A 23,577-nucleotide genomic window follows, 5' to 3' on the forward strand; every position below is an offset into this window, starting at 1 on the left:
TCCGGCCCTTCGCGTCACCGGCGGCTCGATCGCCTCGCGCTGAGGCGCGGCAGGCGGGTACGCGTAGGTCGGATATGGCGGCTGAAGCGGACGGCCCATCGGGTCATATTGCGCGTCAGCCCGGCGAACATCGGCGAATGATGCGAGGGCTGCGATCAAGATAACGGTCATCATCGCCGTCCGGCAGCGTGCGATGTTTCGTGGATTCATTTGCCTTGCTGCCGTTCTCGCCATCGGAGGAACTCCTTAAACAGTTTGTCTCTTTGCTCGGACGACGTGCCGGCCGGATTGGACGCGTTGGGACTGCCGCTGCGGGCGGCGTCCGATCCCATCGACTGCAGGCTGAGCCAGCGCTCGGCGGGACGAAAGCGCTCCCACCCCGGCAAGCGCGCCGCCAGGTTCACCTCGCGCCATTTCGGCGAATGGTCATCGGCGAGAAATTCGGAAAAGCGCGAAAAGAAGCTGCGGGTGAAGGTCTCGAGCAATTCGGCGCGCGGGCTTCGCGCCGGCCAGTTGTAGGCGAAGAGCGCGGACTGGATCGCGATCGTCCCGACCGCCTGATCGCCCGCGATCAGGTTCGGATAGTCGGCGTGATCGAGCGTCGATGGCAGGAAATCACGCTGCAATGCTTGCGAATACGGAATCGACAGCAAATGGATATTGTCCGGCCCCCCGTTGAGCGCGAGCAGCGGCTTGACTGGCTTTCCCGACAGAACCAGCGCCGCCGATATCTGCCCACGCTTCATCTGGTCGAGCGCTGTGTCCAGAGACAGGTTGGCCGCGTTGATCTTCACGCCGAGCGCATCGAAGGCTTCGCGCCCGAGCACGTCTGCGGCGCTGTCCTCCTCGCCGAGACTGACCGTCTTGCCGGCGAGATCGGCAAGACTCTTGATGTCGCTGCGAACCAGAAGGTGGAACTCCTCGGTGTGAAGCAGCGTGATGTAGACGAGTTTGTGGCTGATATCGCCGAACGTTCTTGCATCGCGCAGACGGTCGACCAGAACCACCGGCGCGATCGCCATGTCCGCACCGCCAAGAGTGAGCAGGTCCATGATGTTGCGGACGCCGCCGGTCCCGACCATCGGAAGCACGCGCAGCGCGACCTCGCCGTGAGGCCCGGTCTCCTGCCCGCTCGCCAGCACGGTCGCGATCTCCTGCACCATGGCGAATTCGGTGCTGTCGGGCGGTCCGGTGACGAAGCCGGCCGTGTAGCGATTCTCCGACATCTGTTTCTTGAGGACGCCCTCACCGTGCACGGCTGCGCGTGCGTTCGCGCCGTCGCGTGCCTGGCCGGATGATCCCGATTGCGCGAGCGCGCTTGCTGGTCCCGCAAACAAAGACAGGGCAACGACGCCGCAGGCGATCCACCGGCGTGCTGGCGTTTTCAATCTGCTCCGGCAAGCGGACCGTTCCTGGCGTGACATGTTTTTTCAGGGAATGCTTTGAGCCGTGACCGCGATGCGCCGCTCCGCCAAGCACGGCGTCCTCGATGAAGAAAGCGTTCAACGCATCCGACGAGGCGAGGTTCCATGCAAGACGGATGGCCCGGCTTGTGAAGAGGAACCGGCGCTCATGTCCGCCTTTCGGTCACCCGCGGTCGAACTCAATTGCTCTGCCGACGGGCGGCAGACCGGGAACGATTTGATGCCGAGGCGGTCTCCGTGCGGCCCTTCACGTGATCGATGAAGGCGCGCAGCTTCGGCATCATTTGCCGGTGGGTCGGATAATAAAGAAACACGCCCGGCGACGTCGGCGCGAACCGCTCCAGCACGCGCACGAGCCTTCCCGCTTTCAGCGCGGCTTCGGCAAGCGGCTCGGGCACCTGCGCGAGGCCTATTCCGGCGACGGCCGCGGCAAGCGTCGTTGGAATATCGTTGGCGATGAAAGGTCCGGAAACGACGACCTCGACCGGGCGGTTGCCGTTGACGAAGGTCCACGGCGCGATCGATCCGTCCTGCCGTCGCAGGCGCAGACAGGCATGGCCGCGCAGATCGTCGATGCGTTCCGGCCGAGCCTGCCGGCGCAAATAGCCGGGGCTGCCGACCAAGGCGAGCGGGAACGGCCGCGTCAGACGCACCGCGATCATATCGGCCTCGATGAACTGGCCGAGCCGGATGCCGGCGTCAAATCCTCCCGCCGCGATATCGACGAGGTCCGCGCTTGCGGAGATCTCCACTTCGACCTCGGGATAGGCCTGGGCGAACGATCCGATCAAATCCAACAGATGCGGCATCACCGCGCGCGGCGCCGTCAAACGTAGTAGCCCGGCCGGACGCTGTCCGAGATCCCGCGCCAGCTCGCTTGCGGCAACCAGTTCCTCGAAGGCGGGCTTTGCGCGCGCCAGAAACCGCTGACCTGCTTCGGTCAGCCCGACACTGCGAGTGGTGCGGATGAACAGCGCTGCGCCAATGCGCGCCTCAAGCGCGCGCACCGCCTGGCTGATCGCCGACGGCGTCACCGCCAGTTCAGCGGCTGCTTTGCGGAAGTTGCGATGCTGGGCGACGCTGAGAAACGCCGCCACGCCGTCGAGGGCGCCCTGCCTCACTGTGAAGTTCTGCTTCATAGCCCGTCAATATTATCGCGAATAGTCGCGTGTGGGAAGCAGCCGTATATCCGGATCAGCCAATCGGGAAGTCGCTGCCGCGATCGGTCCTTCAAAGGCGCGGCAGCAAAGGAGCAAGACAATGCAAGACGCGACGATGTCACGACGCGACATGCTCGGCGCAGCCGCAGGCGCGCTTACGATCCGCGCCGCCATTGCCGAGCCGCTCAAGGCCGCCGCGGCGGAGGCGGGCGCGGCCGGTCCGGATCCGTCGTCGTGGACGGACGCGGCGATGCCCGGCGTGACGCATCGCATCGTGGAAGCGAACGGCATCCGCATCCACGTGGCGGAACAGGGCAAGGGCCCGCTCGTCATTCTCTGCCACGGCTTTCCCGAGTGCTGGTATTCCTGGCGGCATCAGCTTCGCGCACTCGCCGAGGCCGGATTCCGCGCGGTAGCGTTCGACCTGCGCGGCTATGGCCGCAGCGATCGCCCCGAGGGTGTCGAGAAATACACCGTGCTGCATTTCGTCGGCGACGTCGTCGGCCTGCTCGACGCATTCAGTGTCAAGCAAGCGGTCATTGCCGGCCACGACGTCGGCGCGGCGATCGCCTGGCAGGCCGCATTGCTGCGCCCGGATCGTTTCAGGGGCGTGATTGCTCTCAGTCCGCCGTTCCGGCCGCGGACGTTTGGCGGCTCGGTGCCGCCGACGACGCTGATGCCCAAGAACGAGAACGCGGTGTTCTACCAGCTCTTCTTCCAGTCGCCCGAGGTTGAGGCGGCGCTCGAACAAAACATGCGCCGCGTATTCCGCTCCCAGTTCTACTCGCTCTCCGCCGACGGGCAGCGATCCGGGGCCGGCGCATTTGCCGGCGGGATGGTGTCTCGCAAGGGTGCGAACCTGACCGATCCGGCGTCCTTGCCGGCCTGGATCAACGAGGCCGATATCGATATCTACGTCGACGAACTCACCCGCAGCGGCTTTCGCGGCGCGCTGAACTGGTGGCGCAATGTCGATCGCAGCTGGGAGCTGATGTCCGCTTTTGAAGGGGAAGCGGTGAGCGTTCCGGCGCTTCACATCGCAGGCGACCACGACTTCGTTGCCGGCGTGTTCAAAGACGCCATCACCGAGCAGTCGAAATTCGTCCCAAAACTTCGATCGATCGTGCTGCCGGGTTGCGGGCACTGGACCCAGCAGGAACGCGCTCAAGAGGTCAGCACCGCCATGATCGATTTCATTCGGCAGCTTTAGGCCGGAAGTTCGTTTTCACGCCAACCACGCCAACAACCGATCCCAACCGCGCTGATGGAGACGATCAGATGAAATTCATGTTGCCGCTTCTCGTTGCAGCCTTGCCGATGGCAGCCGCCGTTGCACAGTCACAGTCCGGCCAGACCCCGACCGGCGCCGGACCGATGCAGCCCAAGACCACCGAGGTGATGGTCATCCTCACGCCCAGGCAGGGCGTCACCCGCGAGCAAATCATGGCGATCATGCCGTCCGAGATCCGGGAGACGGTGAAGCTCTATCTCGCCGGGAAAATCCGCCAGTGGTATTCCCGCGGCGACGGCAGAGGCGTCGTCTTCTTCATCGACGCGAAGACGAAAGACGAAGCCGAAGCGATCATGGAGACGCTGCCGCTCGCCAAAGAACATCTGATGGACCACGAGTACATTCCCGTCGGCCCGTTGATGCCGTTGGGATTGCTGATGGGTGCAGCACCGCCGCAAAAGTGAGCACGCCCTTGAGAGCCGTTTGAGCGGTTGCGAAGCGCTGGAACCGGGGAACCGGACCATGCCCCGTTGCATTCTTAAGGGATGCGCGAGGGAGACCGGTCATGAAACAGGTTTTCGATCAGTTCCTGAAATTCCTGCACGAAGGAATCGCGGCGATCTTCCGTTTCGTCGAACTGATCTGGACCTGGTCGGTCGATCAGATCGCAAGGTTGGCAAGCGTGCCGTGGCAGCAATGGCCGTTCTGGAAGCAACTGCTTCTGGTCCTGGTTCTGGCAGCCGTCGTCTGGGCGCTTTACCGCGTAGGCCGTGAGCTGTTTTTGGCGGGCGCGGCGATTCTGGCCGCCTTCGCCGAACTGCTCGGCGTTCTCGTGCGAACCCTGCCGCACGTCATGCTGGCCGGCATCATCGCGCTCGGCGGCGTGTGGATCATCAATCACCTCGACAATTCGCTGGTGCGAGTGCCGACCTGGCTGCAGGCCAGCGACCAGACAGCGCCGGCCGAGAACAGGGTTGAGAGCCGCGCGCCCGCGCCGCAGCCAGGCGTTGCACCGCAAGATCAGAAACAGGATCAGAAATAAGACGGGAAATTCGGAAAGAGCTTTTGAAAGCGCGCGGAGCGAGAGGCTATTCGTCGCTCGGCTCCACATCACCCGCATGCAGAGCAGCTCTTTCCGACTGAAGCTCTTTGACGGCCTCGGCGATCAGGACGAGCGTGAAGTCATCTTCGATCGTCGTCCGCAAGCATTGAAAGGTCACAAGCTCTCTGTCGATCGAATAGCACCTGTCGCACACGGCGGTTGCTCCCTGCCCGTGCAAGGCAACCCGACCGATGTCAGCTGGTTCCTATTTGGCCAGTGTCATCAGGCGATTGGCGCTCCTGCCAGTCCGCCATGGCGGCGTATTCACGCGCCATAGCCTCCAGCTCCTGCCGGGCCGATGGCGAGGAGCAAAGCGCCGCTTGTGCGCGGCACAGCAATTCGAGCGAGCGGTAGGATTCATTGGCAAGGCGATGCATGGCGCTTCGCTAGCGCAAGTTCCGCCTCCTGAAACTTACTTGGGATAATCGCTGACGATTTTCTTTAAGGTGTTGCGGCGGAGCCGAAGTGTGCCGGGACTTTCACATTCCGAAAATGCGGCCGTGGCTTCTCTGTGAAATGCTTATTATTTATAGGTTTTCAGATATTCGACGATGTCGTCCACGTCCTTCGGATCGTGCAGGCCGTCGAACGGCATCCGGTTGCCTTTCACCTTGGCCTGGGGATCGGCGATGTATTCCTTCAAGTTGGCTTCGTCCCAAACCAGATTCGCCCGCTTCATCGGATTGGAATAGCGGAAGTCGTCGAGCGCAGCGGACTTGCGCCCCACAATGCCCTTCAGACTCGGCCCCAGCGCGTCGGGCTTGTCCTGATGACATGCCGCGCAGGCGGCATAGAGCATCTTGCCGTGCTCGGCGTCGGCTGAGAGCGCGGGCGAGAGTGACGCCGCCAGAAGCGCGGCGCCGACAATAACCGAAATGCGTTGCATGGAATTCCTTCGCACGATTAGACCGGTACCAGCGGGCCCGGGTTCTTGATGTAGCGTTTGGTGATCGCCTCCGCCGACCAGTAGGCCAGCGCGCCGACGAGGCCGGTCGGGTTGTAGGAGGCGTTTTGCGGAAACACCGAGGCGCCCATCACGAAGAGATTGTCGGCACCCCACGCCTGCAGATACCTGTTGACGACGCTCGTCTTCGGATCGGAGCCCGTGATCGTGCCGCCTGTGTTATGCGTCGATTGATATGGCACGACGCTGTAGTTGCCGCGCCGCATCGCCGCCGCGCTCATCTTGCTCGGGTTCATCGCGCGGCCGATCCGCTCCATCTGGGCGCCGATATATTCGACGAGCTTGTGATCGTTGTCGCGGAAATTGTAGCTCATCCGCACCAGCGCCCGCCCCAGCACGTCCTTGTAGGTCGGATCGAGGTCGAGGAAATTTTCGCGGTGCGCGTAGCTGCATCCGGAAGCGCCGATGCTGAAGGCGTGGTTGTACCACTTGGCCGTCGCCTGCTTCCATTCGCGGCCCCACCTCGGCGTTCCCGGCGGCACGTGGCGCGTTGCGATCGGACGGCCGTTGGTGGTGCCGGCGGCGATGATCGCGCCGCCGAAGAAACCGAGGCCGCCGTGATCGAAATTGTCACCGTTGAAATCGTCGATGTTGGTGGTGTGCGCGCCTGATGCCATGAACGGGTTGATCACCTTGTCCTCGAAGAACACGGTGACGGTGTTGCCAGAGAGCTGATAGCAGTAGTTGCGCCCCAGCGCGCCCTTGCCGGTGGCCGGATCGTATTGCTCGCCGATCCCGGCCATCATCATCAGGAGGTTATTGTTGAAGACATAGGCGCCGAGCACGACGATGCCGGCCGGCTGTTCGTATTCCTCGCCGCTGCGCGTATCGACATAGCGCACGGCTTTCACCTTCCTGGCTTGTCTGTCGTAGACCAGCTCTTTCACATAGGCGTAGTTGCGCAGCTCGAACTTGGGATCGGCCATCAAGTTGGGCAGGATGCAGACATTTGGAGAGGCTTTCGCGTTCGCCTCGCAGCCGAAACGCTCGCAGTGGCCGCAGAATTCGCAGGCCCCGAGCGTCAACCCTTCCGGATTGGTGTAGACCTCGCTCGCATTGGCCGAGGGCCCCGAGAACGTGCTGTAACCGAGATCCTTGCAGGCTTTTTCCATGATGGAGCCGGCCATCGTCTGCGGCAGCGGCTTGTTCGGATATTCATTCGCGCGTGGCCCCTCGAACATGTTGCCGCCGGCGATTTTATCGCCGCGCAGATTGCCGGCCTTGCCGGAGACGCCGCAGATCTTCTCGAAGTGATCGTAATACGGCTCGAGCTCGTCATAGCTGACGGGAAAATCCTCGATCGTCATTTCGGCTGGGATAGCGCTCTTGCCATAACGCTCGGTGAGATGGCTCCTGAGCTTGTGGTCGGACGGCAAGATCCGCCAGGTCAGGCCATTCCAGTGCGCGCCCGCGCCACCAAGCCCCGTGCCCGGCAGGAACGAACCGAGCCTGCGGACCGGCAGCGCCGTCTCAGACGGCGAATGGCGGAACGTGACGGTTTCCTCCTGCGCGTCCTGAAACAGCTCCTGGCGCACGGCGTATTTGAGATCGTCGCGCACGTTCGGCAGCGTGAAGTCTTCCGCCGGCATGCGCCTCGCGCCGCGCTCGAGGCCGACCACTTTGAGCCCGGCCTTGGTGAGTTCGCGGGCCATGATGCTGCCGGTCCAACCGACGCCGATCACGACCGCATCGACTTCCTTCAAGATAGTTGTCATGACGCGGCCCTCCTCAAGAGAAGTCCGCGATCGAACGCGGCGCCTTGTCGTAGACCTTGCCGAGATACTTTTTGATGTCGTGGCGGTAGGTCGCGGGCAGGCCGGGATAGCCGACCATCTTCCATGACGCCATGTCGCGGTTGCCGCCATAGATCGGATCGGCGAAGAAGCCTTCCATCGTGATCTGCAGCAGCGCGCCAAAGAACATCGCGCTGCCAAAACCGGTGAACTCGGCCTTGCCCTGCTCCATCGCCTTCAGTGCTTCGATCCTCTGCGCTTCGTTCAGCCGATCGAAGTCCTTCCCGAAAGTCTTGCGGGTGTATTCGTTTGCGGAGGCGATGCCGGCGCGGAAGAATTCGCGCGGGTTCAGCGGGAGCTGATAGCCCTGTTCGGGTTTTCCTTTCGGGAACGGCCCCTGTCGATACAGCCGCGCGCCGGTGCCATAAGCGCCCGCGAGCTGCCGGTCGATGAAATTGGCAACGCCGCAATCGCTGCCGGAGGGCGAAAGCTCGTCGGCTGGAATCAGCGTATCGGCGGCGGCGACGAAGAAGGCGTGCTCGGTTGCCGTCAAGGTGAGCAGCGGCTCGTCCACCGGCGGCGCGGCGGATGTCGCGGCAGGCGGCGTGGCAGATGTGGTAACGGATTGAGCTTGTTGCGCTTCCGCGAGATTTGCAGGCGCAAGCGCGGCGGCTGCGGCTCCCGCAACTGTCAGAAATTCACGGCGCCCGATTTTCGGGTCTTCTGCCATGACCGTCCTCCCCCAGTATTATTGATTATTGTATGTGCACGAGCGCTCCAGGACTCCTGAGTGAAGGCAGGTTAGCATCGCGCAAGGACGCGACAAGCATTTCCATCGCAAACGCCTTGCATGGCCCCATTCGCTTCCCCGATGGCATCTGGTCCACCACCACGATCGCGGATGGCATCGATCTACGACGCGGACTCATCTGAGTTGTCGCAACCATTCCGCGCAACCCGGCATGCGGTGCATGCCATAAAATCGTGCCAAGGTCAGATAAGCTGTCATCGTCTCTGCGGCATGTGGAACATATATTGTCCTGGCTGGGTTTTCTGCCTTGCCTGTCAAAGGAGGAAACATGCGGTTGTCGGCTGCACTCCCTCTGGCGCTGATTTCGATCACACCGGTCATTGCACGTGAGCAAGATCAGACCGTCTCCGTTGGACCCTGGACGATTGCCACCTCGTTCAAAGCGGAGAAGTTTGACAGCTGCACGATGAGCAGGTCAGCCAACGATCTCGACATCACGTTTGAACGATCTCATGACGGCTTGGCCCTGCTGCTCGGTTCACCGAGATGGAAGCTGGAGCGAGGCAAGGAGTACGACGTGAGGCTGGTTGCGGGTCCGCGATCGCTCCACGCCAAAGCGTTGGCCGACGCCAAGAGCGTGACGATCGCTGTGCCGGACGCGCTCAGCGGAAGAGTGCGCTCGTCCAGTGTTCTCGAAGTCAGAGGAGAAGGCGCGACGTTGAAGGTACCACTCGACGGGAGCACGGCGGCCGTTGAACGGCTGGAATCATGTTTTGAGAAGAACAGTCACCCCGCAGTCGAGACTAACCCCTTCGTCGCACCCAGCCGGAGGCCTTGACGCGGCTTGGCGTTCCGCCGCGCCGAAGATGGTGTATCATGGGCTATCGATCCTGAAATGCCGGAGAGCGACGCTTAAAATGTCCGATCCTTCCGCTCGCCCAGAATTGGAGAAGCGGTCAACCGGGACGACAGTCTCTACGCCCCTCAAATTCTCGGTATTGCGATTAGCACTCGCCTTCGCCGTCGCCGGTGTATCCGACGTCATTGGTGCTTTCGCGAACCTGGCGCCGCCGATTGGATGGGCAATCGACGTCGTGACTGCCGCGCTGCTGTTCGTCGTGCTGGGTTGGCAATGGCTGCTTTTGCCGGGGCTGGTCCTGGAAGCGATACCGGGCCTCGGGGTGCTTCCATTCTGGCTGCTGGTGGTTGGAGCAATTGCTGCATTGGGAACGCCTCGGCCAAAGATTGGACAGCATTGAGGATCGCGCGCGGCTATCGCGGCGTTACGCCAGCGTTCATGGATACACTCGCTACTTCACCTCGGTCATCACAGGCTTGTCCTTGGCCTTGATGCGGATGACGAGCGTCTTCGAGATCCCGTCGGTGGCATTCCGTCCGAAATGCGGCGTGTCCGGCGGCGTATAGACGACCTCGCCCGCCTTCACGACCCTGGTGCCGACGCCCTCGATTTCGAACGTCTGCTCGCCGGCGATGACGTAGACAAGCTCATGTCCCTGTTCATGCTTGTGCAATGGCAGGCGGAAGCCGGGTGGCCACTCCGACGCGGAGATGATCACTTCCTGTCCCGGCAGATTCGACAGATCGGTCTTGAAAATCTGTTTGGTGACCAGGCCGGATTGCATCTGCGCATGGATCACTTCGGACGATCCAAGGCCGGCCAGAATTCCGCCGGCAAACAGGATGGCGGCGCGTATGTGCTTGTGCATCGCTTTGCTCCAGTGAACAGGAATCGTTTCAGGCCCGATCTGCCGACTCACATGAACTTCGGCAGCACTTTCGTCCACAACGCTTCCGTCGACTTCATCAGCTTCGCGTGCGGCACCAGCGCATTGTAGGTGTAGCAGAACAGCCAATCGACAGGTTGCCGCTTCATGTTGGCCTCGAGCGCCCGCGTCACGGTATCGACGGTGCCAACCAGCGCGTAGCCGAGGTCGATTGCCTCCTTTGCGGTCGCAAACTGCTTCGTCTCGGGGTCCATCAGGCCGCGGCGGAAACCAAACGGCTCGAACCACGCCTTGCCGGAGAACTGGCCTGAGTCCGCCCACAGCGCCATCGCCTCTTCGTCGGTATCGGCGATGATGACATCGCGCAACAGACCCGTGCCCTGCCCGCGCGGCCGTCCCGACACGTCGGCATAGAGATCGTAGAGCGGCGACGAATAGGCCTCATGCATCGGCGGCAGGATCGCGGTGACGCCTTCGCGCGCCGCCCAGCGGATCGAGCTCGGCGAGGAGGCAAACGGCAGGAACACCGGCGGATATGGTTTTTGCAACGGCTTCGGCACCACGCCCACCGATGTGAGCATGCCGTTCTCGACGCCCTTGCCGTATTTCACCGTGGTCTCGAGATCCCATGGCGTCGCTCCAGCCGGCACCTTCCAGTACTTGCCGCTGTACGTCAGCATCTCCTCGGTCCAGCACTTCTTGATGATCTGCCAGTTCTCCTCGAACGCCTCGCGGTTGGCCTGGTCGATCGCATCGTGATGGTGCGGCAAGGTTCCCGAAACACCATGAGTCTGCTGCGCCATGATGTCGACCCAGCGACGCTGGTAGCCGCGGGCAAAGCCGGCGCAGGCGCGCCCGCCGGTCACGTGATCGAGCATCGCGATGTCCTCGGCAACGCGGATCGGATTGGCTGCGGGGAGCACGATGCCGAGCTGGCCGACGCGGATGCGCTTGGTCTGCATCGCAAAATAAAGATCGAGCAGCACGGGGTTGTTGGAAACCTCAAAGCCCTCGATGTGAAAGTGATGCTCGGTGAAGCTCACGGAGTCGTAGCCGAGATCGTCGGCCAGTTTGACGAGCTCAGTGAGCTCCTTGAGCATACGCTGATAGAGTTCGGGCCTTGTTGCCGCCATGCCTGCCTCGATCTCGGCGCGCGAGCCGATGCTCGGCAGGCAAAATATCGATGCCTTCATTTGCTTCCTCTCCCGGTCCGCCTTTGTTGCTTTTCGTAAGCTTTGGGACGACGGCCATCTTAGGCGAGCTGTTTGCGATCACAATATGCCGCGCTTGCGCGTGGCCAGACGATTTTCCGATTCAATCGTCAAACAGCCCATCGTCATTCCGGGGCGCGACGAAGTCGCGAGCCCGGAATCCATTCCTCCGAGCATCAGTGCGGCACCATGGATTCCCGGCTCGTGCTCACGCGCGCCCGGGAATGACGGAAACCATTTGGACATGCCTCCGCATTCCCGCGGCCTGTTCCGCCCGAGCTATACCCAACCATGTCCCTCAGAAAGCAGAGGGCGCAGGGAAAGCCGGATGCTTGGCGCACCCGCAGCCTCGCGTCCAAAGAAAACAAGGACACGAGTTAGTCACCACAGGTCCGCCGGAGTGATTCCGGCCTTCCCTGCGCGATTGGTTTTAACGGCTTTCTTCGCGCTCTCTCTGGTGATCGGGCTTTCTTGCCACCATCCCCAGCGCAACGCGCAAGCGTTGTCGCCGAGTTAACGCCAGCGTCGAGGCGTCAAGACCACACGACTTCGCCGTCCGCACTAGCGTCGCTCGTCTGGCGACGCTAACGCGTCCATCGCATCCCTACCCAACGTTCGTGACGATCGCGAAACGCCCCTCTTGATCGGGCAACGGGACGCGCGAAGAACAACCACTGATTTGCCCGACGGCGCAAGGGAGAATATTCTCTTGAGAGAACCCGCGTGTGCTATTTTGCCCTGTTCGACGGATTTGGAGGTTATCTTGGCCGACCAAGAGGAGGATCATGGCGTTGGAGCTATCGGCAAGCTTATTGAGGTGCTCAAGCCGATGAACCCTGACACTCGCATCAACGTCTTACAATTCGTATTCAAGGAGCTCAACATCACGATTCCGGGCGCCACTGGGCCCGCCCATATTCCGCCTATCGTGCCGACAATCCCGCACGCGTCTCCGGCACAGCCTGTCCCGCCCGCTGCACCTGGCGCGATTACCGACTTGCGATCGCTCCGGGAACAGAAGCAGCCTAAGAACGCCAACCAAATGGTCGCGGTGATGGCATATTATCTCGCGCACCACGCGCCCGAGCGCCGGGATTACATCACCCCGGATGACATCAAGCGCTTTTTTCCGCAAGCAGGCTTCGAGCTCCCGACGGGACCGCCCAGCCAGACGCTCGTAAATGCCAAGAACGGCGGCTATCTGGAGCAGATCGCGACTGGCCAGTACAGGCTCAATCCCGTCGGTCATAACCTCGTGACGCATCGTCTCCCTGCCGGTGACAGTAACTCAGGCGGCGGAACGCGGCGTCGGACGGCCAAGAGGGCCAAGAAGGCGACGAAGAAAAAGAAGGCACGGAAGTGACAGCCCATCCCGCCGAGCAGTGGCGCGAGCTCTGCGACGCCTTCGTGCTCTATGCTGACCGGATCAACCGAAACTCCTCCGTCCATGTGAACTCGCAGGAGCTCCGCAACGAGACGCGCGCCATCGCGCAGCTCTACTTTAGAGGCATGCGGCACACGCTACAGCAGCTCGCGCTCGCCGAGTTCGCAGAGCCGCTCTCGATGCATTTTGAAGCACTGATCACACTTTCCGAAGGCCGCAATGTCACAAGCTCATATAAGAAGCACGTGAAGGCAATCCGGCGGCTCATCCCGAAAATCACGAGCCGGATTGAAATCCAGGCCGGTGGCCCTCGGAATGCCGTGAGCTCGAGTGAAAACGATCAGAAGATCCTCGCAACACTTCTTGATCTCGTGCCATCGGCCGCACTCTCATATGAGCAGGCCCTTATGGATATGGCGCAAGCTGACCGCGTGTCGTGGCGTGGTGCGGCACACGAACTCCGGGAAGCGCTTCGGGAGGTTCTCGATCGCTTCGCGTCACCCGCGGATATGGAAAAGGCAGGTGTCAGGAAGGAAAAGAACAAGCGCGGCGACGAGATCTACACGATGAAACAAAAGGTTCGCTTCATCCTCAAGAACCGCGAGTACAATGAGACCGAGAGCGCCGTTCCAGAGAATGCGGTCAACTTGGTGGAAGAGGTGATCGCATCAATGACGCGATCTACCTATGATCGCGGTTCCCTGTCAGCACATCAGGAGCGCGGCAAGAAGGAATGCCAACAGGTCAAGCGGTATGTTGATGTGATGTTGCACGAACTCTTGGAACTGTAGGCGACGGCGGACCTTCGATGAGGTAATAAGCCGATGTGGGCCGTCGAAACTCTGAAGCCGTGGCATGACTTCTACCTGCTGGTGGGAACGGCGGGAGCGACCTTGCTCGCGCTCTTGTTCGTTGCGGTATCGCTCGGGGTCGGCTTTCTGACCGACGAGCGCCGCGCGGGGACGCGCACCTTCTTCAGCCCGGTCGTGCTGCATTTCACCAGCGTGTTCTTCGTCTCGGCGATCGCGCTGCTGCCCTGGCATCACGGCGGCTCGCTTGCGGCGCTGGTCGGCGTCACGGCAGTGATCGGCACCATCCTTTCGGCCTGGATCACAATCCAGGTCGTGCGCACCGAGATGACGGACTATGTCGAGGACTACCTCGCTTATGGCCTGTTGCCATGCCTGGCGTATCTCGCGCTGCTCGCAGCTGCCGTGTCGATCTATCTGGAAAAGGATTTTGGGTTGGACGCACTGGCGGGCGCGCTGCTTGTGCTCGCCATCGTCAGCATTCGCAATGCCTGGGACCTCACGCTGACGATGGCGCGTCGGCAACGCCGCCGGGATTAGAGCCGGCCGGTCGTTCGCCTTTCGTCGGGTTCGGCCGCCCACGGATCAGGCATGAGGAGCGCTTGACGACCGAACGGAAGCAAACGTAACCTCCCGCGCGCTCATAGAAAGCGGCCTGTTTCGATTAAAAAAGAGCCACTGGGAGGACGAATGGCGCGAATGCTCCGGGCCGAGGCGCACGGCGGAATCGCGCTTGGCCGCCCCGGCCAGTTGCCGGCCTCTCCCCCTTCTCCTCTCCCTTGCTGCCCTTGGCGCATCCCTTGCCGCAGCAAAACGCAATTCCCTCGCGCACTCACCACCGATCGCTGCGTTGAAACGCCGCAGCGGCGGTCTTCCTCCCTTGCGGAAGGGTGCGCATGGACGCGCTGAAGTGGCACATCATCGACTTCTTTCAGGCGCTGGCTGCCGGCCTGCTCGTCGGCGGCACCTATGGCCTGATGTGCGTTGGGCTCGGCATCATCTTCGGCGTCATGCGCGTCGTCAATTTCGCGCAAGGCGATTTCATGATGCTCGGCATGTACGTCACTTATTATCTCGTGACGGGCTTCGGCGTTCTTGCCTTTCTCGGCCCCTATGCCGGCCCGGTCGCCGGCGCGGCGCTGGCCGGGCCAATCGTGTTCTGCATCGGCTGGTTGTTGCACCGCTATCTGATCTCGCGCGTCACCGGCGCGCGCGTCGCCTCCGCCGAAGGTGAAGGCCATTACGCGCAGATCATCATGACGCTCGGTGTGGCCCTCGTTCTCTCCAATGGCGGCCTGATCCTGTTCGGCTCGGTGCCGCTGTCGGTTCGCACGCCGCTGTCGAGCGAATCCTGGGAGATCGGCGAAGTCTTTCTCAACCAGGCCCGCGCGGTCGCCTTCATCCTCGCGGTCATCGCCGCATTCGCGCTCTATTTGTTCCTGACCCGCTCGGCGCTCGGCAAATCCTTGCGCGCTGCTGCCGACAATCCGGTCGCCGCTGCCTATGTCGGCATCAATGTCGATCGCTGCCATCGCCTGGCGTTCGCGCTCGGCGTCGGCGTCACCGCCGTCGCCGGCGGGCTGATCGCGAGCTCGCAATCGTTCCAGCCTTATATTGGTTTCGATTTCGTCATCGTGATGTATGCCGGCGTGGTGCTCGGCGGCATGGGCTCGATCCTCGGCGCCTTCTGGGGCGGCCTGACCATCGGCCTCGTGCAGCAGATGTCGACGCTGATCCTGCCGTATCAGTTGCAGAACACGGCGATCTTCGTCGTGTTTCTGCTGATCGTGTTCTTCAAGCCGCAAGGCATGTTCGGCCGGGTCTGGGAGCGCACCTGATGAACCGCGCGCCGCTTGGCAGACAATATGCGGCGATCCTCGTCTTCGCCCTCGCCTATCTCTGCCTCGGCTTCCTCGTGCACAATTCCTACTACCAGCTGATGATGACGCTGGTGCTGATCTGGGCGACCGTCGGCGTCTCCTGGAACACGCTCAGCGGCTATAGCGGCATGATCTCGTTCGGTCACGCGGCCTTCTTCGGCCTTGGCGGCTATACGATGACCATCCTGTTCGTCACCTTCGGCATCACGCCGTGGATCGGCATTCCGCTCGGCGTCGTCGTCGGCGTCATTGCCGGAATCGTCATCGGCGTGCCGACGTTCCGCCTGCGCGGACATTACTTCGCGCTGGCGATGCTCGCCTATCCGCTGGCCATGCTCTACGTCTTCGAGTGGATCGGCTATCAGGAGGTGCCGATCCCGATGATGCGGGAGGCGCCCCTCCTCTATGCCGAGTTCAGCGATCCCAGGGCCTATATGGTGCTGGCGCTGATCCTCCTCGTGCTCTGCATGATCGTCGCCCTGCACATCGAACGCTCGCGCTTCGGCATGTCGCTGACCGCGATCAAGCAGAACGAGCCGGCAGCGTCCGCCGCCGGTATCAATCCGATGCGATGGAAAATGCTGGCGATGATGATCAGCGCCGCGATGGGCGCGGCCGCCGGCGGGCTCTATGCCATGGTGCTTCTCGTCGTCACGCCGCAGACCATGTTCGGCGCGCTGGTGTCCGCGCAGGCGCTGATCATGGCGCTGTTCGGCGGCGTCGGCATATTCTGGGGCCCGGTGATCGGCGCCGCGGTTCTGGTGCCGCTCGCCGAAATGCTCAATGCCCAGCTTGGCCATATCCTGCCCGGCATTCAGGGCGTGGTGTACGGGCTCGCCATCATCGTCATCACGCTGGTGGCGCCCGAAGGCATTTACTGGCGCTTGCGCGATTTTTTCGCGCGCAGACGTGCGAGCGAGCCGGAAGCTGGCAAAGCACCGGCGTCGATCATCGGTACGATCGATGCCGCTCCACCTGACACCACCGAGCGCAAGGTGGCGGGCAGCGGCGAGGTGCTGCTCCGCCTCGAGCGCGCGAGCCGCGCCTTTGGCGGACTCAAGGCGGTCGACGGTGTCGATCTCGGCATTCGCGCAGGCACCATCCACGGCATCATTGGGCCGAACGGCGCCGGCAAGACCACGCTGTTCAACGTCATCAACGGCTTTCTTCACGCCGACAGCGGCAGCATCAATCTTGCCGGCACCGAACTCGTCGGGTTGAAGCCGCACGACATCTGCCGCCTCGGCGTCGGGCGGACGTTTCAGGTCATCCGCGCCTTCCCGCGCATGTCCGTGCTGGAGAACGTCGTGGTCGGCGCCTTCGTCGGCACGAACAGCGATAGCGAGGCCGAGCGGCTCGCGATGGAGGCGCTCGACCGGGTCGGGCTTTCGGACAACCAGGCCTATGCGATCGCAGGCGGCCTCACCACCAAGCAACTGCGTTTGATGGAGCTTGCGCGGGCGCTGGCGCCGCGCCCGAAGCTGTTATTGCTCGACGAGACGCTCGCCGGCCTCGGCCACGACGCGCTCGACGATATTCTGACGATCCTGCGCCGCATCAACCGCGACGGCGTCACCATCGCCATTATCGAGCACACCATGCAGGCGATGATGAAGCTGGTCGACGAATTCAGCGTGCTCGACCACGGCAAACTGATCGCGGGCGGCGCGCCGGCCAAGGTGGTCAAGGATCCGGCAGTCATCGAAGCCTATCTCGGCAGGAAGTGGATGCAACGTGCTCAAGATCCGGTCGCTTAACGTCGCCTATGGCGGGCTCAAGGCCCTGAACGACGTCTCGCTCGACGTCGAGGAAGGCCAGTTCGTCACCGTCGTCGGGCCGAACGGCGCCGGCAAGACGACGCTGTTCAAGACCATCTCCGGCGTCGTCGCGCCGCTGTCGGGCGAAATCATCTATCGCGGCCAGAAGCTGCTCGCCGTTCCGCCCGAGCAGCGCGCGATGCTGGGCATTGCCCACGTGCCGGAAGGACGCCAGGTCTTCGCCTCCATGACCGTGATGGAGAACCTCGAAATGGGCGCGCTGACGAAAAAGGGCCGCGCGCGCTGGCATCAGCTTCTGCCGGCCATTCTCGAACTTTTCCCGATCCTCAGCCAGCGGCGCGACCAGCTCGCCGGCACACTGTCGGGCGGCGAGCAGCAGATGCTGGCGATCGGCCGCGGCCTCGCATCGGCGCCGGACCTGTTGATGCTGGACGAGCCGTCGATGGGGCTTGCGCCCGCGGTCGTCGATTCCATTTTCGACCGCATCCAGCTCATTCATCGCGAACAAGGCTTGACCATCCTGCTTGTGGAACAACGCGTGGCCGAAGCGCTTGAATTTTGCGACCACGGCTACGTGCTGGAGACCGGGAGCATGGTGCTGCAGGGAGCTCACGACACGTTGGTCTCGAATGAACTCGTCCGGCGAGCCTATCTCGGCATGTGAAAACATTAACAACAAAGGCTGTTTCGGCCAGACAATCATAGGGAGGAAAGCATGGCAGGCAGGTCAAGTGGCGGATTGCTCGCAAAGCCGCTCATCAGTTTTACCGCAGCGGTCCTGATGTCCGCCGCGTTTGCGACGTGGCCGTCCGGCGCGGCGCACGCGCAGGCGCAAAAGCCGGTGGAAATCGCAGTGATCGTGCCACTGTCCGGTCCCTGGGCGCGGCAAGGCCAGCTGGTGAAGCTCGGCGCCGAAATGGCAATCGCCGAGATCAATGAAAAGGGCGGCATCAAATCGATGGGCGGGGCCAAGCTCGACCTCATCGCCATCGATGCCGGCGACAGCGCCGAGAAGGCGAAGAACGCGGCGCAGCGTCTGGTCGCCGAGCATCCCGACGTCGTCGCCGGCTGCGGCGCCTGGCTCTCCACTTTCACGCTTGCGATTACCGAGGTGACCGAGCGCGCGCAAATCCCGTGGCTGACCTTGTCGTATGCGGACTCGCTCACCAGCCGCGGCTTCAAGTACATTTTCCAGTCGTCCCCGACCGCAAATACCCAGTCGGTCGATGCTCTGCCAACGCTCATCGATCTCGCGAAGTCGGCCACCGGAAAGACGCCGACGACGATCGGCCTGATCGGTGACAACACCGCCGCGCCGGTCAGCTTCCTCAAGCCATTCCGCGAAGGGGGCGGTCTCGACAAGTTCGGCATGAAAGCCGTGGTCGACGAGACCTACACGCCGCCTTTGTCAGATGCGACGACGTTGATGCAGAGGGTGCGCGCGACGCGTCCGGATATGCTGCTTTACATCACGACCACGATCTCGGACCTGAAGCTCGGCCTCGACAAGATGCACGAGTTTCACATCGACAAGGGCGTCGTTCCGGTGATCGGCAGCGGCGGCGCCAACGGCGCGCCGGAGGTGCTCAAGAGCGTCTCACCGGATCTGCTCGAAGGATACATCTTCATCGTGGCGAACTGGGGCCTGAAGGGCCAGGAGCAGATCCTCGATGCGTTCAAGAAGCGCACCGGTGAACCCTGGATGACCCAGGACGCGCTCGACGGCTACGGCCACATCTGGATCTTCAAGGATGCGCTGGAAAAGGTCGGCAAGGCCGACAAGGTCAAGGTGGCCGAGGTGATGCATGAGACGGAATTCGACACCGGCCCGACCGCGATGGCATTTCCCGGCAAGGTGAAGTTCGACGCCGCGGGCCATCGCGTCGGCGCGCCGCTCGTGATCGTGCAGTGGCAGAACGGCGTTCCCGTCACGATCTATCCGATCGATCGTGCCACCGCCAAAGCGAAATGGCCGAAGAGCTGATGTGTGACGCCTCATGGGCCGTCTGAGTGACAAGGTCGCGATCGTCGCCGGCGCCGGCGCGATCGCGGAGGGCTGGAGCAACGGCAAGGCAACCGCGGTGCTGTTTGCCCGCGAGGGCGCCAGGGTCTTCGCGGTCGACCGCGATATCAATGCGGCGAGCGAGACGCGCGATATCATTCGCTCCGAAGGCGGCGAATGCACCGCGTATCAGTGCGATGTGTCGATTGCGGCCGACGTGGAGGCGATGGTCGCCGCCTGCATCAAGGCCTATGGCCGCATCGACGTGCTCTTCAACAATGTCGGCATGCAGGTGGTCGGCGGTCCGCTCGACGTGAAAGAGGACGACTGGGACAGGCTGATGACCGTCAACGTCAAGAGCATGTACCTGACCTGCCGCGCGGTCATTCCGCATATGCTGCGCCAGGGCGGCGGCTCGATCGTCAACAACTCATCCACCGCCGGCATCCGCTTCACTTACGCCAACGTCGCCTACTCCGCCTCGAAAGGCGCGGTGAAGCAACTGTCGCAGAATATCGGCGTCCAGTACGCCGCAAAGGGAATCCGCTGCAACTCGGTGATGCCGGGCTATATCGCGACGCCCCGCATCACCGATCGCTTGAAGCGCAGCAATCCCGCCGACTACGACCGCAAGATCGACGAGCGGCGCAAGGCTGTGCCGAGCGGCCGACTCGGCACCGCCTGGGACGTCGCCTATGGCGTGCTGTATCTGGCGTGCGACGAATCCAGATTCGTCAACGCGACCGAACTGGTCATTGACGGCGGCCAGACCGCCTCCACCACCGGAAAGATGTGGGAGGACTGAAGATGGCGCGCCTTGCCTTCATCGGCTGCGGCGCGATGGGCGCACCGATCGCCGAACGGCTGATCGACGCCGGACACGCGCTTCACATCTACGATCCGAGTTCTGCCGCGACCGCGCCGCTGGTTGCGCGCGGCGCCGTTGCCGCATCTTCGCCGCGAACCGCCGCGGACGGATGCGAGGTTGCCTTCGCCTGCCTGCCCTCGCCCGAGGTCAGCCGCAAGGTTGCGCTCGATGACGGCGGCATCGCGGCGTGCAAGGGGCTCAAAGCCTATGTCGAGATGTCGACGATCGGGTCGAAGACGATCAAGGCGATCGCGCAGGGGCTGGCCGCAAGCCACATCGCAGTGCTCGATTCACCGGTCAGCGGCGGCCCGCGCGGCGCGCGCGCCGGCACGCTCTCGACCATGGTCGCGGGCGAGCGCGCAACCTTCGAGACGTTGAAGCCGCTGCTGGAGACGGTCGCGCGCAACGTGTTCTACATCGGCGAAGAACCGGGGCTTGGTCAGGTGACCAAGCTCGCCAACAACATGATTTCCGCCGCCGGCATGGCCGCCGCCTTCGAATGCTCCGCAATGGCGGTGAAGGCCGGCGTCGATGCGCGCACGCTGATCGAGACCGTCAACGCCTCGACCGGCCGCAACAGTGCGACGATGGACAAGTTTCCCGCCGCGGTGCTGACGCGCAGCTTCGACTACGGCGGCAAGCTCTCGACCATGTACAAGGACGTCCTGCTCTGCTTCGAGGAAGCGCGCGACCGCGACGTGCCGATGTGGGTCGGCTCCAACGTCGTCCAGCTCTGGTTCCACGCCATGACGCAAGGCCGCGGCAACGACGATTACACAGCCTTGATCAAGATGATCGAGGAATGGGCCGGCGTCGTCGTCGGCGGCAACGAATCCGGACCCGTCGACCGCAAGACCAGATAGGCAAGACCAATAAAGAGGGAGGCGCGTGCCATGTGCGAAACCGAAACCCCTAAAATCCCCGGCTGGAAAGGCTGGCTCGATCTGCCATCGCCGAAGATCTCCGGCGCCAGCGGACCCTGGATCGACCTGTCGCATCGGCTCACAGAGGAACTGTCGCGCATCCCGTCGTTTCCGCAGCCGCACATTCGCCAGATCAGCAGGATTCCGGAGGCCCGCGCCAACGTCACTGAAGTACATATGGTCGTGCATCACGGCACGCATATCGACGCGCCGCGCCATTTCATCGCCGACGGGCCAACCATGGACGAAATTCCGCTCGACCGGCTCTACGGGACGGGCGTGATCTGGCATTTCGACGTCGCCGACGGCGGCATCATCGACGTTGCCGATCTCGAAGCCGCGACGCCGCGCATGCGCCCCGGCGACATGGTGCTGATCGATACGTCGCGGTCGCGCTACATCAACACCGATCGCTACATGCAGCACGCGTGCCTCACTGGCGAGGCGGCGGCATGGCTGGTCGAGCAAGGCGCGAAGCTCGTCGGCATCGACTGTCCGACGCCAGATCTCGCCTCGCCGCTGCGGCCGCCTGATTTCGCTTTTCCGGTGCACTACAACCTGCTCAGCCGCGGCGTGCTGATTGCCGAACACGTCACCAATCTTGCACCGCTCGTGGGCAAGCGCGCCGAGATCATGTTTCTCGGACTGAACATCGCCGGCTCCGACGGCGCGCCGGTGCGCCCGGTCGCCCGGGTCATCGACTGAACGAAGGAATGTCAGGAATTCAGCCCATGACGAAGGTTTACGCGGTCCGCGTCCACCAGCTGGGCGGCCCCGAGCAGTTGCGCTACGAACAGGTCGAGGTCGGCGATCCGGCCCCTGGTGAAGCGCGCGTGCGCCACACCGCGATCGGGCTCAACTTCACCGACATTCACTTCCGTACCGGCCGCTATCCGCTGCCATCGCTGCCACATGTGATCGGCATGGAGGCAGCGGGTGTGGTCGAGGCGGTGGGCGACGGCGTCACGGCGTTCGCTGCCGGCGATCGCGTGGCCTATGCCGCCGCCACGCCGGGCGCCTATGCGGAGGCCACGGTGATGCCGGTGACGCGGCTGATCAAGCTGCCCGACTATATCGACGACGAGGCCGCGGCGGCGACGCTCCTCAAGGGATTGACCGCGCAATATCTGATCCGCAGCGCGTACACCATCAAACGTGGCGAGACGATCCTGCTGCAGGCGGCCGCCGGCGGCGTCGGCCTCATCATCTGTCAGTGGGCGCGCCATCTCGGCGTGCGGGTGATCGGCACCGTGAGCACGCCGGAAAAGGCCGCGCTCGCCAAGGCCAACGGCTGCGAGCTTCCGATCATCTACACCCGCGAGGACGTCGTGGCGCGCGTGCGCGAACTTACCGGCGGCGCCGGCCTACCCGTGGTCTATGACGGTGTCGGCGGCTCGACCTACGAGATGTCCCTGCAATGCCTAAAGCGGCGCGGCCTCGCCGTGTTTTACGGCTCGGCGGGCGGCGTGATCCCGCCGTTCGACCTGTGGCGGCTCAACCGCATGGGCTCGCTCTATGTCACCTATGCCGGGCTCGCCGACTACCTGCACGACCATGCGGAGATGGATCAGCGCGCGGCCGAATTGTTTGCGATGATGAGAGACAACATCGTCAAGGTACCGATCCACGCCCGTTACCGCCTCGCTGACGCGGCAAAGGCGCATGCCGACCTCGAGGGGCGGCGCACCTCCGGCGCCTCGCTTCTTATCCCCTGAGATCAGCGATGCCGGCGCAAACGAGTGTATTGAACCATGAACTCGACGGCCAGGGGCCATCCATTGTCCTGTTGCATCCGGTCGGCCTCGACCTGACATTTCTCGCGCCCGTGGCCGCTATCCTGCGCAAGGAATTCACGGTGCTGACGGTCGACCAGCGCGGGCACGGCAAGAGCCCGGCCTCGACGCCGGCGCATTCGCTCGTCGATTACGCCGACGATGTGCATGCGCTTCTGGCCAGGCTTGAGCTCGCGCCTGCCGCGGTTGTCGGCTTTTCCTTCGGCGGCATGGTGGCGCAGGAGCTGGCGCTGAAATATCCGCAGGACGTCAACGCGCTGGTGATCTGCGCCAGCCGTGACTCGTTTCCCCCCGTGGCGCGCGATATCGCCCGCGCCCGCGGCGACGATGCGCGACAGCGCGGCATGGCCGACGTGCTCGAGGCGACGCTCGATCGCTGGTTCACGCCTGCGTTTCGCGCCGGCGGCAAGGACGATGCTGCCAAGGCGCGGCTGCTTTCCGACGACGTCGAGGGCTGGGCACAGGCCTGGCACGCGATGGCGGCCGTCGATACGGCGGCTCGCCTTCGCAAGGTGCGCGCGCCAACGCTATGTCTTGCCGGCGAACTGGACAAATCCTCGCCGACGGAAGTGATGAGGGACATGGCCGCCGCGATTCCCGGTGCGCGCTATGCCGAGCTTGCGGGCGCGCCGCACATGCTCTTCCTCGAGCAGCCCGAGGCGACGGCGCGGGTGGTCGGTGACTTCCTGCGCGATGTGCTCAAGCCGCCGGGCTGAGCCGTCCGCGACGAGCCAAACCTCGCACGATTGTGACAGGGATCACGCATGGGCAGCTTTACCGAATGGGTCGCGCCCCGCGCCCATCGGGCCTACCCTCCCT

24 protein-coding genes are annotated in these 23,577 nt (G+C 63.1%); 17 read left to right on the forward strand and 7 right to left on the reverse strand.

The window, feature by feature from the left end:
* Positions 1-206: 206 nt before the first annotated feature.
* Both VFB05_RS09290 and VFB05_RS09295 read right to left on the reverse strand, forming a co-directional pair.
* Entirely contained in the window at positions 207-1,388 is a 1,182-nt protein-coding gene (locus VFB05_RS09290) for a TAXI family TRAP transporter solute-binding subunit (RefSeq protein WP_325011326.1), read from the reverse strand.
* A 215-nt stretch (positions 1,389-1,603) separates the two neighbouring features.
* Positions 1,604-2,563, reverse strand: coding sequence for a LysR family transcriptional regulator (locus VFB05_RS09295; RefSeq protein ID WP_325011328.1), 960 nt, complete (start codon positions 2,561-2,563; stop codon positions 1,604-1,606).
* 121 nt (positions 2,564-2,684) lie between these two features.
* Here VFB05_RS09295 and VFB05_RS09300 point away from each other — a divergent pair, with 121 nt between their 5' ends.
* The 3 genes from VFB05_RS09300 to VFB05_RS09310 all read left to right on the forward strand — a co-directional run bounded on the left by VFB05_RS09300 (position 2,685) and on the right by VFB05_RS09310 (position 4,857).
* On the forward strand, positions 2,685-3,794 hold the full coding sequence (locus VFB05_RS09300) for an alpha/beta hydrolase (RefSeq protein WP_325011330.1): 1,110 nt from the start codon (positions 2,685-2,687) through the stop codon (positions 3,792-3,794).
* Between the two features lie 68 nt (positions 3,795-3,862).
* Positions 3,863-4,279, forward strand: a complete 417-nt coding sequence (locus VFB05_RS09305; protein ID WP_325011332.1) for a hypothetical protein — start codon at positions 3,863-3,865, stop codon at positions 4,277-4,279.
* 101 nt (positions 4,280-4,380) lie between these two features.
* A complete protein-coding gene (locus tag VFB05_RS09310; protein WP_325011334.1) occupies positions 4,381-4,857 on the forward strand; it encodes a hypothetical protein in 477 nt (158 codons plus the stop codon).
* Between the two features lie 583 nt (positions 4,858-5,440).
* On the opposite strand, the gene VFB05_RS09315 is transcribed toward VFB05_RS09310, so the two are convergent.
* Genes VFB05_RS09315 through VFB05_RS09325 form a run of 3 tightly spaced genes read right to left on the reverse strand, consistent with a single transcriptional unit; the run spans position 5,441 to position 8,344 of the window.
* On the reverse strand, positions 5,441-5,803 hold the full coding sequence (locus VFB05_RS09315) for a c-type cytochrome (protein ID WP_325011336.1): 363 nt from the start codon (positions 5,801-5,803) through the stop codon (positions 5,441-5,443).
* 17 nt (positions 5,804-5,820) lie between these two features.
* Positions 5,821-7,596, reverse strand: coding sequence for a GMC family oxidoreductase (locus tag VFB05_RS09320; RefSeq protein WP_325011338.1), 1,776 nt, complete (start codon positions 7,594-7,596; stop codon positions 5,821-5,823).
* Between the two features lie 13 nt (positions 7,597-7,609).
* A complete protein-coding gene (locus tag VFB05_RS09325; protein ID WP_325011340.1) occupies positions 7,610-8,344 on the reverse strand; it encodes a gluconate 2-dehydrogenase subunit 3 family protein in 735 nt (244 codons plus the stop codon).
* Between the two features lie 349 nt (positions 8,345-8,693).
* On the opposite strand from VFB05_RS09325, the gene VFB05_RS09330 reads away from it, so the two are divergent.
* Both VFB05_RS09330 and VFB05_RS09335 read left to right on the forward strand, forming a co-directional pair.
* Positions 8,694-9,203 (forward strand): hypothetical protein, encoded by a 510-nt coding sequence (locus tag VFB05_RS09330; RefSeq protein ID WP_325011342.1) that lies wholly within the window; start codon positions 8,694-8,696, stop codon positions 9,201-9,203.
* 79 nt (positions 9,204-9,282) lie between these two features.
* Positions 9,283-9,624, forward strand: coding sequence for a hypothetical protein (locus VFB05_RS09335; RefSeq protein WP_325011344.1), 342 nt, complete (start codon positions 9,283-9,285; stop codon positions 9,622-9,624).
* Between the two features lie 51 nt (positions 9,625-9,675).
* Here the strand turns inward: VFB05_RS09335 and VFB05_RS09340 are convergent, their stop codons facing one another.
* Together VFB05_RS09340 and VFB05_RS09345 are read right to left on the reverse strand one after the other, a co-directional pair.
* Complete coding sequence (locus tag VFB05_RS09340; RefSeq protein WP_325011346.1) at positions 9,676-10,092, reverse strand: cupin domain-containing protein; 417 nt, start codon at positions 10,090-10,092, stop codon at positions 9,676-9,678.
* 47 nt (positions 10,093-10,139) lie between these two features.
* Entirely contained in the window at positions 10,140-11,303 is a 1,164-nt protein-coding gene (locus tag VFB05_RS09345; RefSeq protein WP_325011348.1) for an LLM class flavin-dependent oxidoreductase, read from the reverse strand.
* A gap of 781 nt (positions 11,304-12,084) precedes the next feature.
* On the opposite strand from VFB05_RS09345, the gene VFB05_RS09350 reads away from it, so the two are divergent.
* From VFB05_RS09350 to VFB05_RS09405, 12 genes are all read left to right on the forward strand, one after another.
* Positions 12,085-12,684, forward strand: a complete 600-nt coding sequence (locus VFB05_RS09350; RefSeq protein WP_325011350.1) for a hypothetical protein — start codon at positions 12,085-12,087, stop codon at positions 12,682-12,684.
* Positions 12,681-13,496, forward strand: a complete 816-nt coding sequence (locus VFB05_RS09355) for a hypothetical protein (RefSeq protein WP_325011352.1) — start codon at positions 12,681-12,683, stop codon at positions 13,494-13,496. The genes VFB05_RS09350 and VFB05_RS09355 overlap by 4 nt, the downstream gene beginning before the upstream one ends.
* Before the next feature lie 33 nt (positions 13,497-13,529).
* Positions 13,530-14,054: a hypothetical protein gene (locus VFB05_RS09360; protein WP_325011354.1), complete on the forward strand. Its 525-nt coding sequence runs from the start codon at positions 13,530-13,532 to the stop codon at positions 14,052-14,054.
* Positions 14,055-14,410: 356 nt separating this feature from the next.
* Positions 14,411-15,352, forward strand: a complete 942-nt coding sequence (locus VFB05_RS09365) for a branched-chain amino acid ABC transporter permease (protein ID WP_325011356.1) — start codon at positions 14,411-14,413, stop codon at positions 15,350-15,352.
* Complete coding sequence (locus VFB05_RS09370) at positions 15,352-17,151, forward strand: branched-chain amino acid ABC transporter ATP-binding protein/permease (RefSeq protein ID WP_325011357.1); 1,800 nt, start codon at positions 15,352-15,354, stop codon at positions 17,149-17,151. The genes VFB05_RS09365 and VFB05_RS09370 overlap by 1 nt, the downstream gene beginning before the upstream one ends.
* Positions 17,129-17,836, forward strand: coding sequence for an ABC transporter ATP-binding protein (locus VFB05_RS09375; protein WP_325011358.1), 708 nt, complete (start codon positions 17,129-17,131; stop codon positions 17,834-17,836). Before VFB05_RS09370 ends, VFB05_RS09375 begins: the two co-directional genes overlap by 23 nt.
* 51 nt (positions 17,837-17,887) lie before the next feature.
* Positions 17,888-19,156 carry an ABC transporter substrate-binding protein gene (locus tag VFB05_RS09380; RefSeq protein ID WP_325011360.1) on the forward strand — a complete coding sequence of 423 codons (1,269 nt, stop codon included), beginning with the start codon at positions 17,888-17,890 and terminating at the stop codon, positions 19,154-19,156.
* A gap of 13 nt (positions 19,157-19,169) precedes the next feature.
* Complete coding sequence (locus tag VFB05_RS09385; protein ID WP_325011362.1) at positions 19,170-19,979, forward strand: SDR family oxidoreductase; 810 nt, start codon at positions 19,170-19,172, stop codon at positions 19,977-19,979.
* A 2-nt stretch (positions 19,980-19,981) separates the two neighbouring features.
* Positions 19,982-20,905, forward strand: a complete 924-nt coding sequence (locus VFB05_RS09390; RefSeq protein ID WP_325011364.1) for an NAD(P)-dependent oxidoreductase — start codon at positions 19,982-19,984, stop codon at positions 20,903-20,905.
* A 30-nt stretch (positions 20,906-20,935) separates the two neighbouring features.
* Entirely contained in the window at positions 20,936-21,670 is a 735-nt protein-coding gene (locus tag VFB05_RS09395; RefSeq protein ID WP_325011366.1) for a cyclase family protein, read from the forward strand.
* Positions 21,671-21,696: 26 nt separating this feature from the next.
* The gene (locus VFB05_RS09400) at positions 21,697-22,680 is read left to right on the forward strand and encodes a quinone oxidoreductase (RefSeq protein ID WP_325011368.1); all 984 of its coding nucleotides are present in this window, start codon (positions 21,697-21,699) and stop codon (positions 22,678-22,680) included.
* Positions 22,681-22,688: 8 nt separating this feature from the next.
* A complete protein-coding gene (locus VFB05_RS09405; protein ID WP_325011372.1) occupies positions 22,689-23,474 on the forward strand; it encodes an alpha/beta fold hydrolase in 786 nt (261 codons plus the stop codon).
* Positions 23,475-23,577 lie beyond the last annotated feature (103 nt).

This window comes from Bradyrhizobium sp., from assembly GCF_035652035.1.
In the GTDB taxonomy this organism is placed as follows: domain Bacteria; phylum Pseudomonadota; class Alphaproteobacteria; order Rhizobiales; family Xanthobacteraceae; genus Bradyrhizobium.

What these genes read in the sequence shown, in the direction of transcription:
- VFB05_RS09365 (WP_325011356.1), top strand. Translation starts at nt 14,411, where the DNA reads ATGGACGCGCTGAAGTGGCACATCATCGACTTCTTTCAGGCGCTGGCT.
- VFB05_RS09320 (WP_325011338.1), bottom strand. Translation starts at nt 7,596, where the DNA reads ATGACAACTATCTTGAAGGAAGTCGATGCGGTCGTGATCGGCGTCGGT.
- VFB05_RS09340 (WP_325011346.1), bottom strand. Translation starts at nt 10,092, where the DNA reads ATGCACAAGCACATACGCGCCGCCATCCTGTTTGCCGGCGGAATTCTG.
- VFB05_RS09305 (WP_325011332.1), top strand. Translation starts at nt 3,863, where the DNA reads ATGAAATTCATGTTGCCGCTTCTCGTTGCAGCCTTGCCGATGGCAGCC.
- VFB05_RS09325 (WP_325011340.1), bottom strand. Translation starts at nt 8,344, where the DNA reads ATGGCAGAAGACCCGAAAATCGGGCGCCGTGAATTTCTGACAGTTGCG.
- VFB05_RS09295 (WP_325011328.1), bottom strand. Translation starts at nt 2,563, where the DNA reads ATGAAGCAGAACTTCACAGTGAGGCAGGGCGCCCTCGACGGCGTGGCG.
- VFB05_RS09315 (WP_325011336.1), bottom strand. Translation starts at nt 5,803, where the DNA reads ATGCAACGCATTTCGGTTATTGTCGGCGCCGCGCTTCTGGCGGCGTCA.
- VFB05_RS09405 (WP_325011372.1), top strand. Translation starts at nt 22,689, where the DNA reads ATGCCGGCGCAAACGAGTGTATTGAACCATGAACTCGACGGCCAGGGG.
- VFB05_RS09335 (WP_325011344.1), top strand. Translation starts at nt 9,283, where the DNA reads ATGTCCGATCCTTCCGCTCGCCCAGAATTGGAGAAGCGGTCAACCGGG.
- VFB05_RS09345 (WP_325011348.1), bottom strand. Translation starts at nt 11,303, where the DNA reads ATGAAGGCATCGATATTTTGCCTGCCGAGCATCGGCTCGCGCGCCGAG.
- VFB05_RS09400 (WP_325011368.1), top strand. Translation starts at nt 21,697, where the DNA reads ATGACGAAGGTTTACGCGGTCCGCGTCCACCAGCTGGGCGGCCCCGAG.
- VFB05_RS09380 (WP_325011360.1), top strand. Translation starts at nt 17,888, where the DNA reads ATGGCAGGCAGGTCAAGTGGCGGATTGCTCGCAAAGCCGCTCATCAGT.
- VFB05_RS09330 (WP_325011342.1), top strand. Translation starts at nt 8,694, where the DNA reads ATGCGGTTGTCGGCTGCACTCCCTCTGGCGCTGATTTCGATCACACCG.
- VFB05_RS09385 (WP_325011362.1), top strand. Translation starts at nt 19,170, where the DNA reads ATGGGCCGTCTGAGTGACAAGGTCGCGATCGTCGCCGGCGCCGGCGCG.
- VFB05_RS09300 (WP_325011330.1), top strand. Translation starts at nt 2,685, where the DNA reads ATGCAAGACGCGACGATGTCACGACGCGACATGCTCGGCGCAGCCGCA.
- VFB05_RS09360 (WP_325011354.1), top strand. Translation starts at nt 13,530, where the DNA reads ATGTGGGCCGTCGAAACTCTGAAGCCGTGGCATGACTTCTACCTGCTG.
- VFB05_RS09390 (WP_325011364.1), top strand. Translation starts at nt 19,982, where the DNA reads ATGGCGCGCCTTGCCTTCATCGGCTGCGGCGCGATGGGCGCACCGATC.
- VFB05_RS09395 (WP_325011366.1), top strand. Translation starts at nt 20,936, where the DNA reads ATGTGCGAAACCGAAACCCCTAAAATCCCCGGCTGGAAAGGCTGGCTC.
- VFB05_RS09310 (WP_325011334.1), top strand. Translation starts at nt 4,381, where the DNA reads ATGAAACAGGTTTTCGATCAGTTCCTGAAATTCCTGCACGAAGGAATC.
- VFB05_RS09370 (WP_325011357.1), top strand. Translation starts at nt 15,352, where the DNA reads ATGAACCGCGCGCCGCTTGGCAGACAATATGCGGCGATCCTCGTCTTC.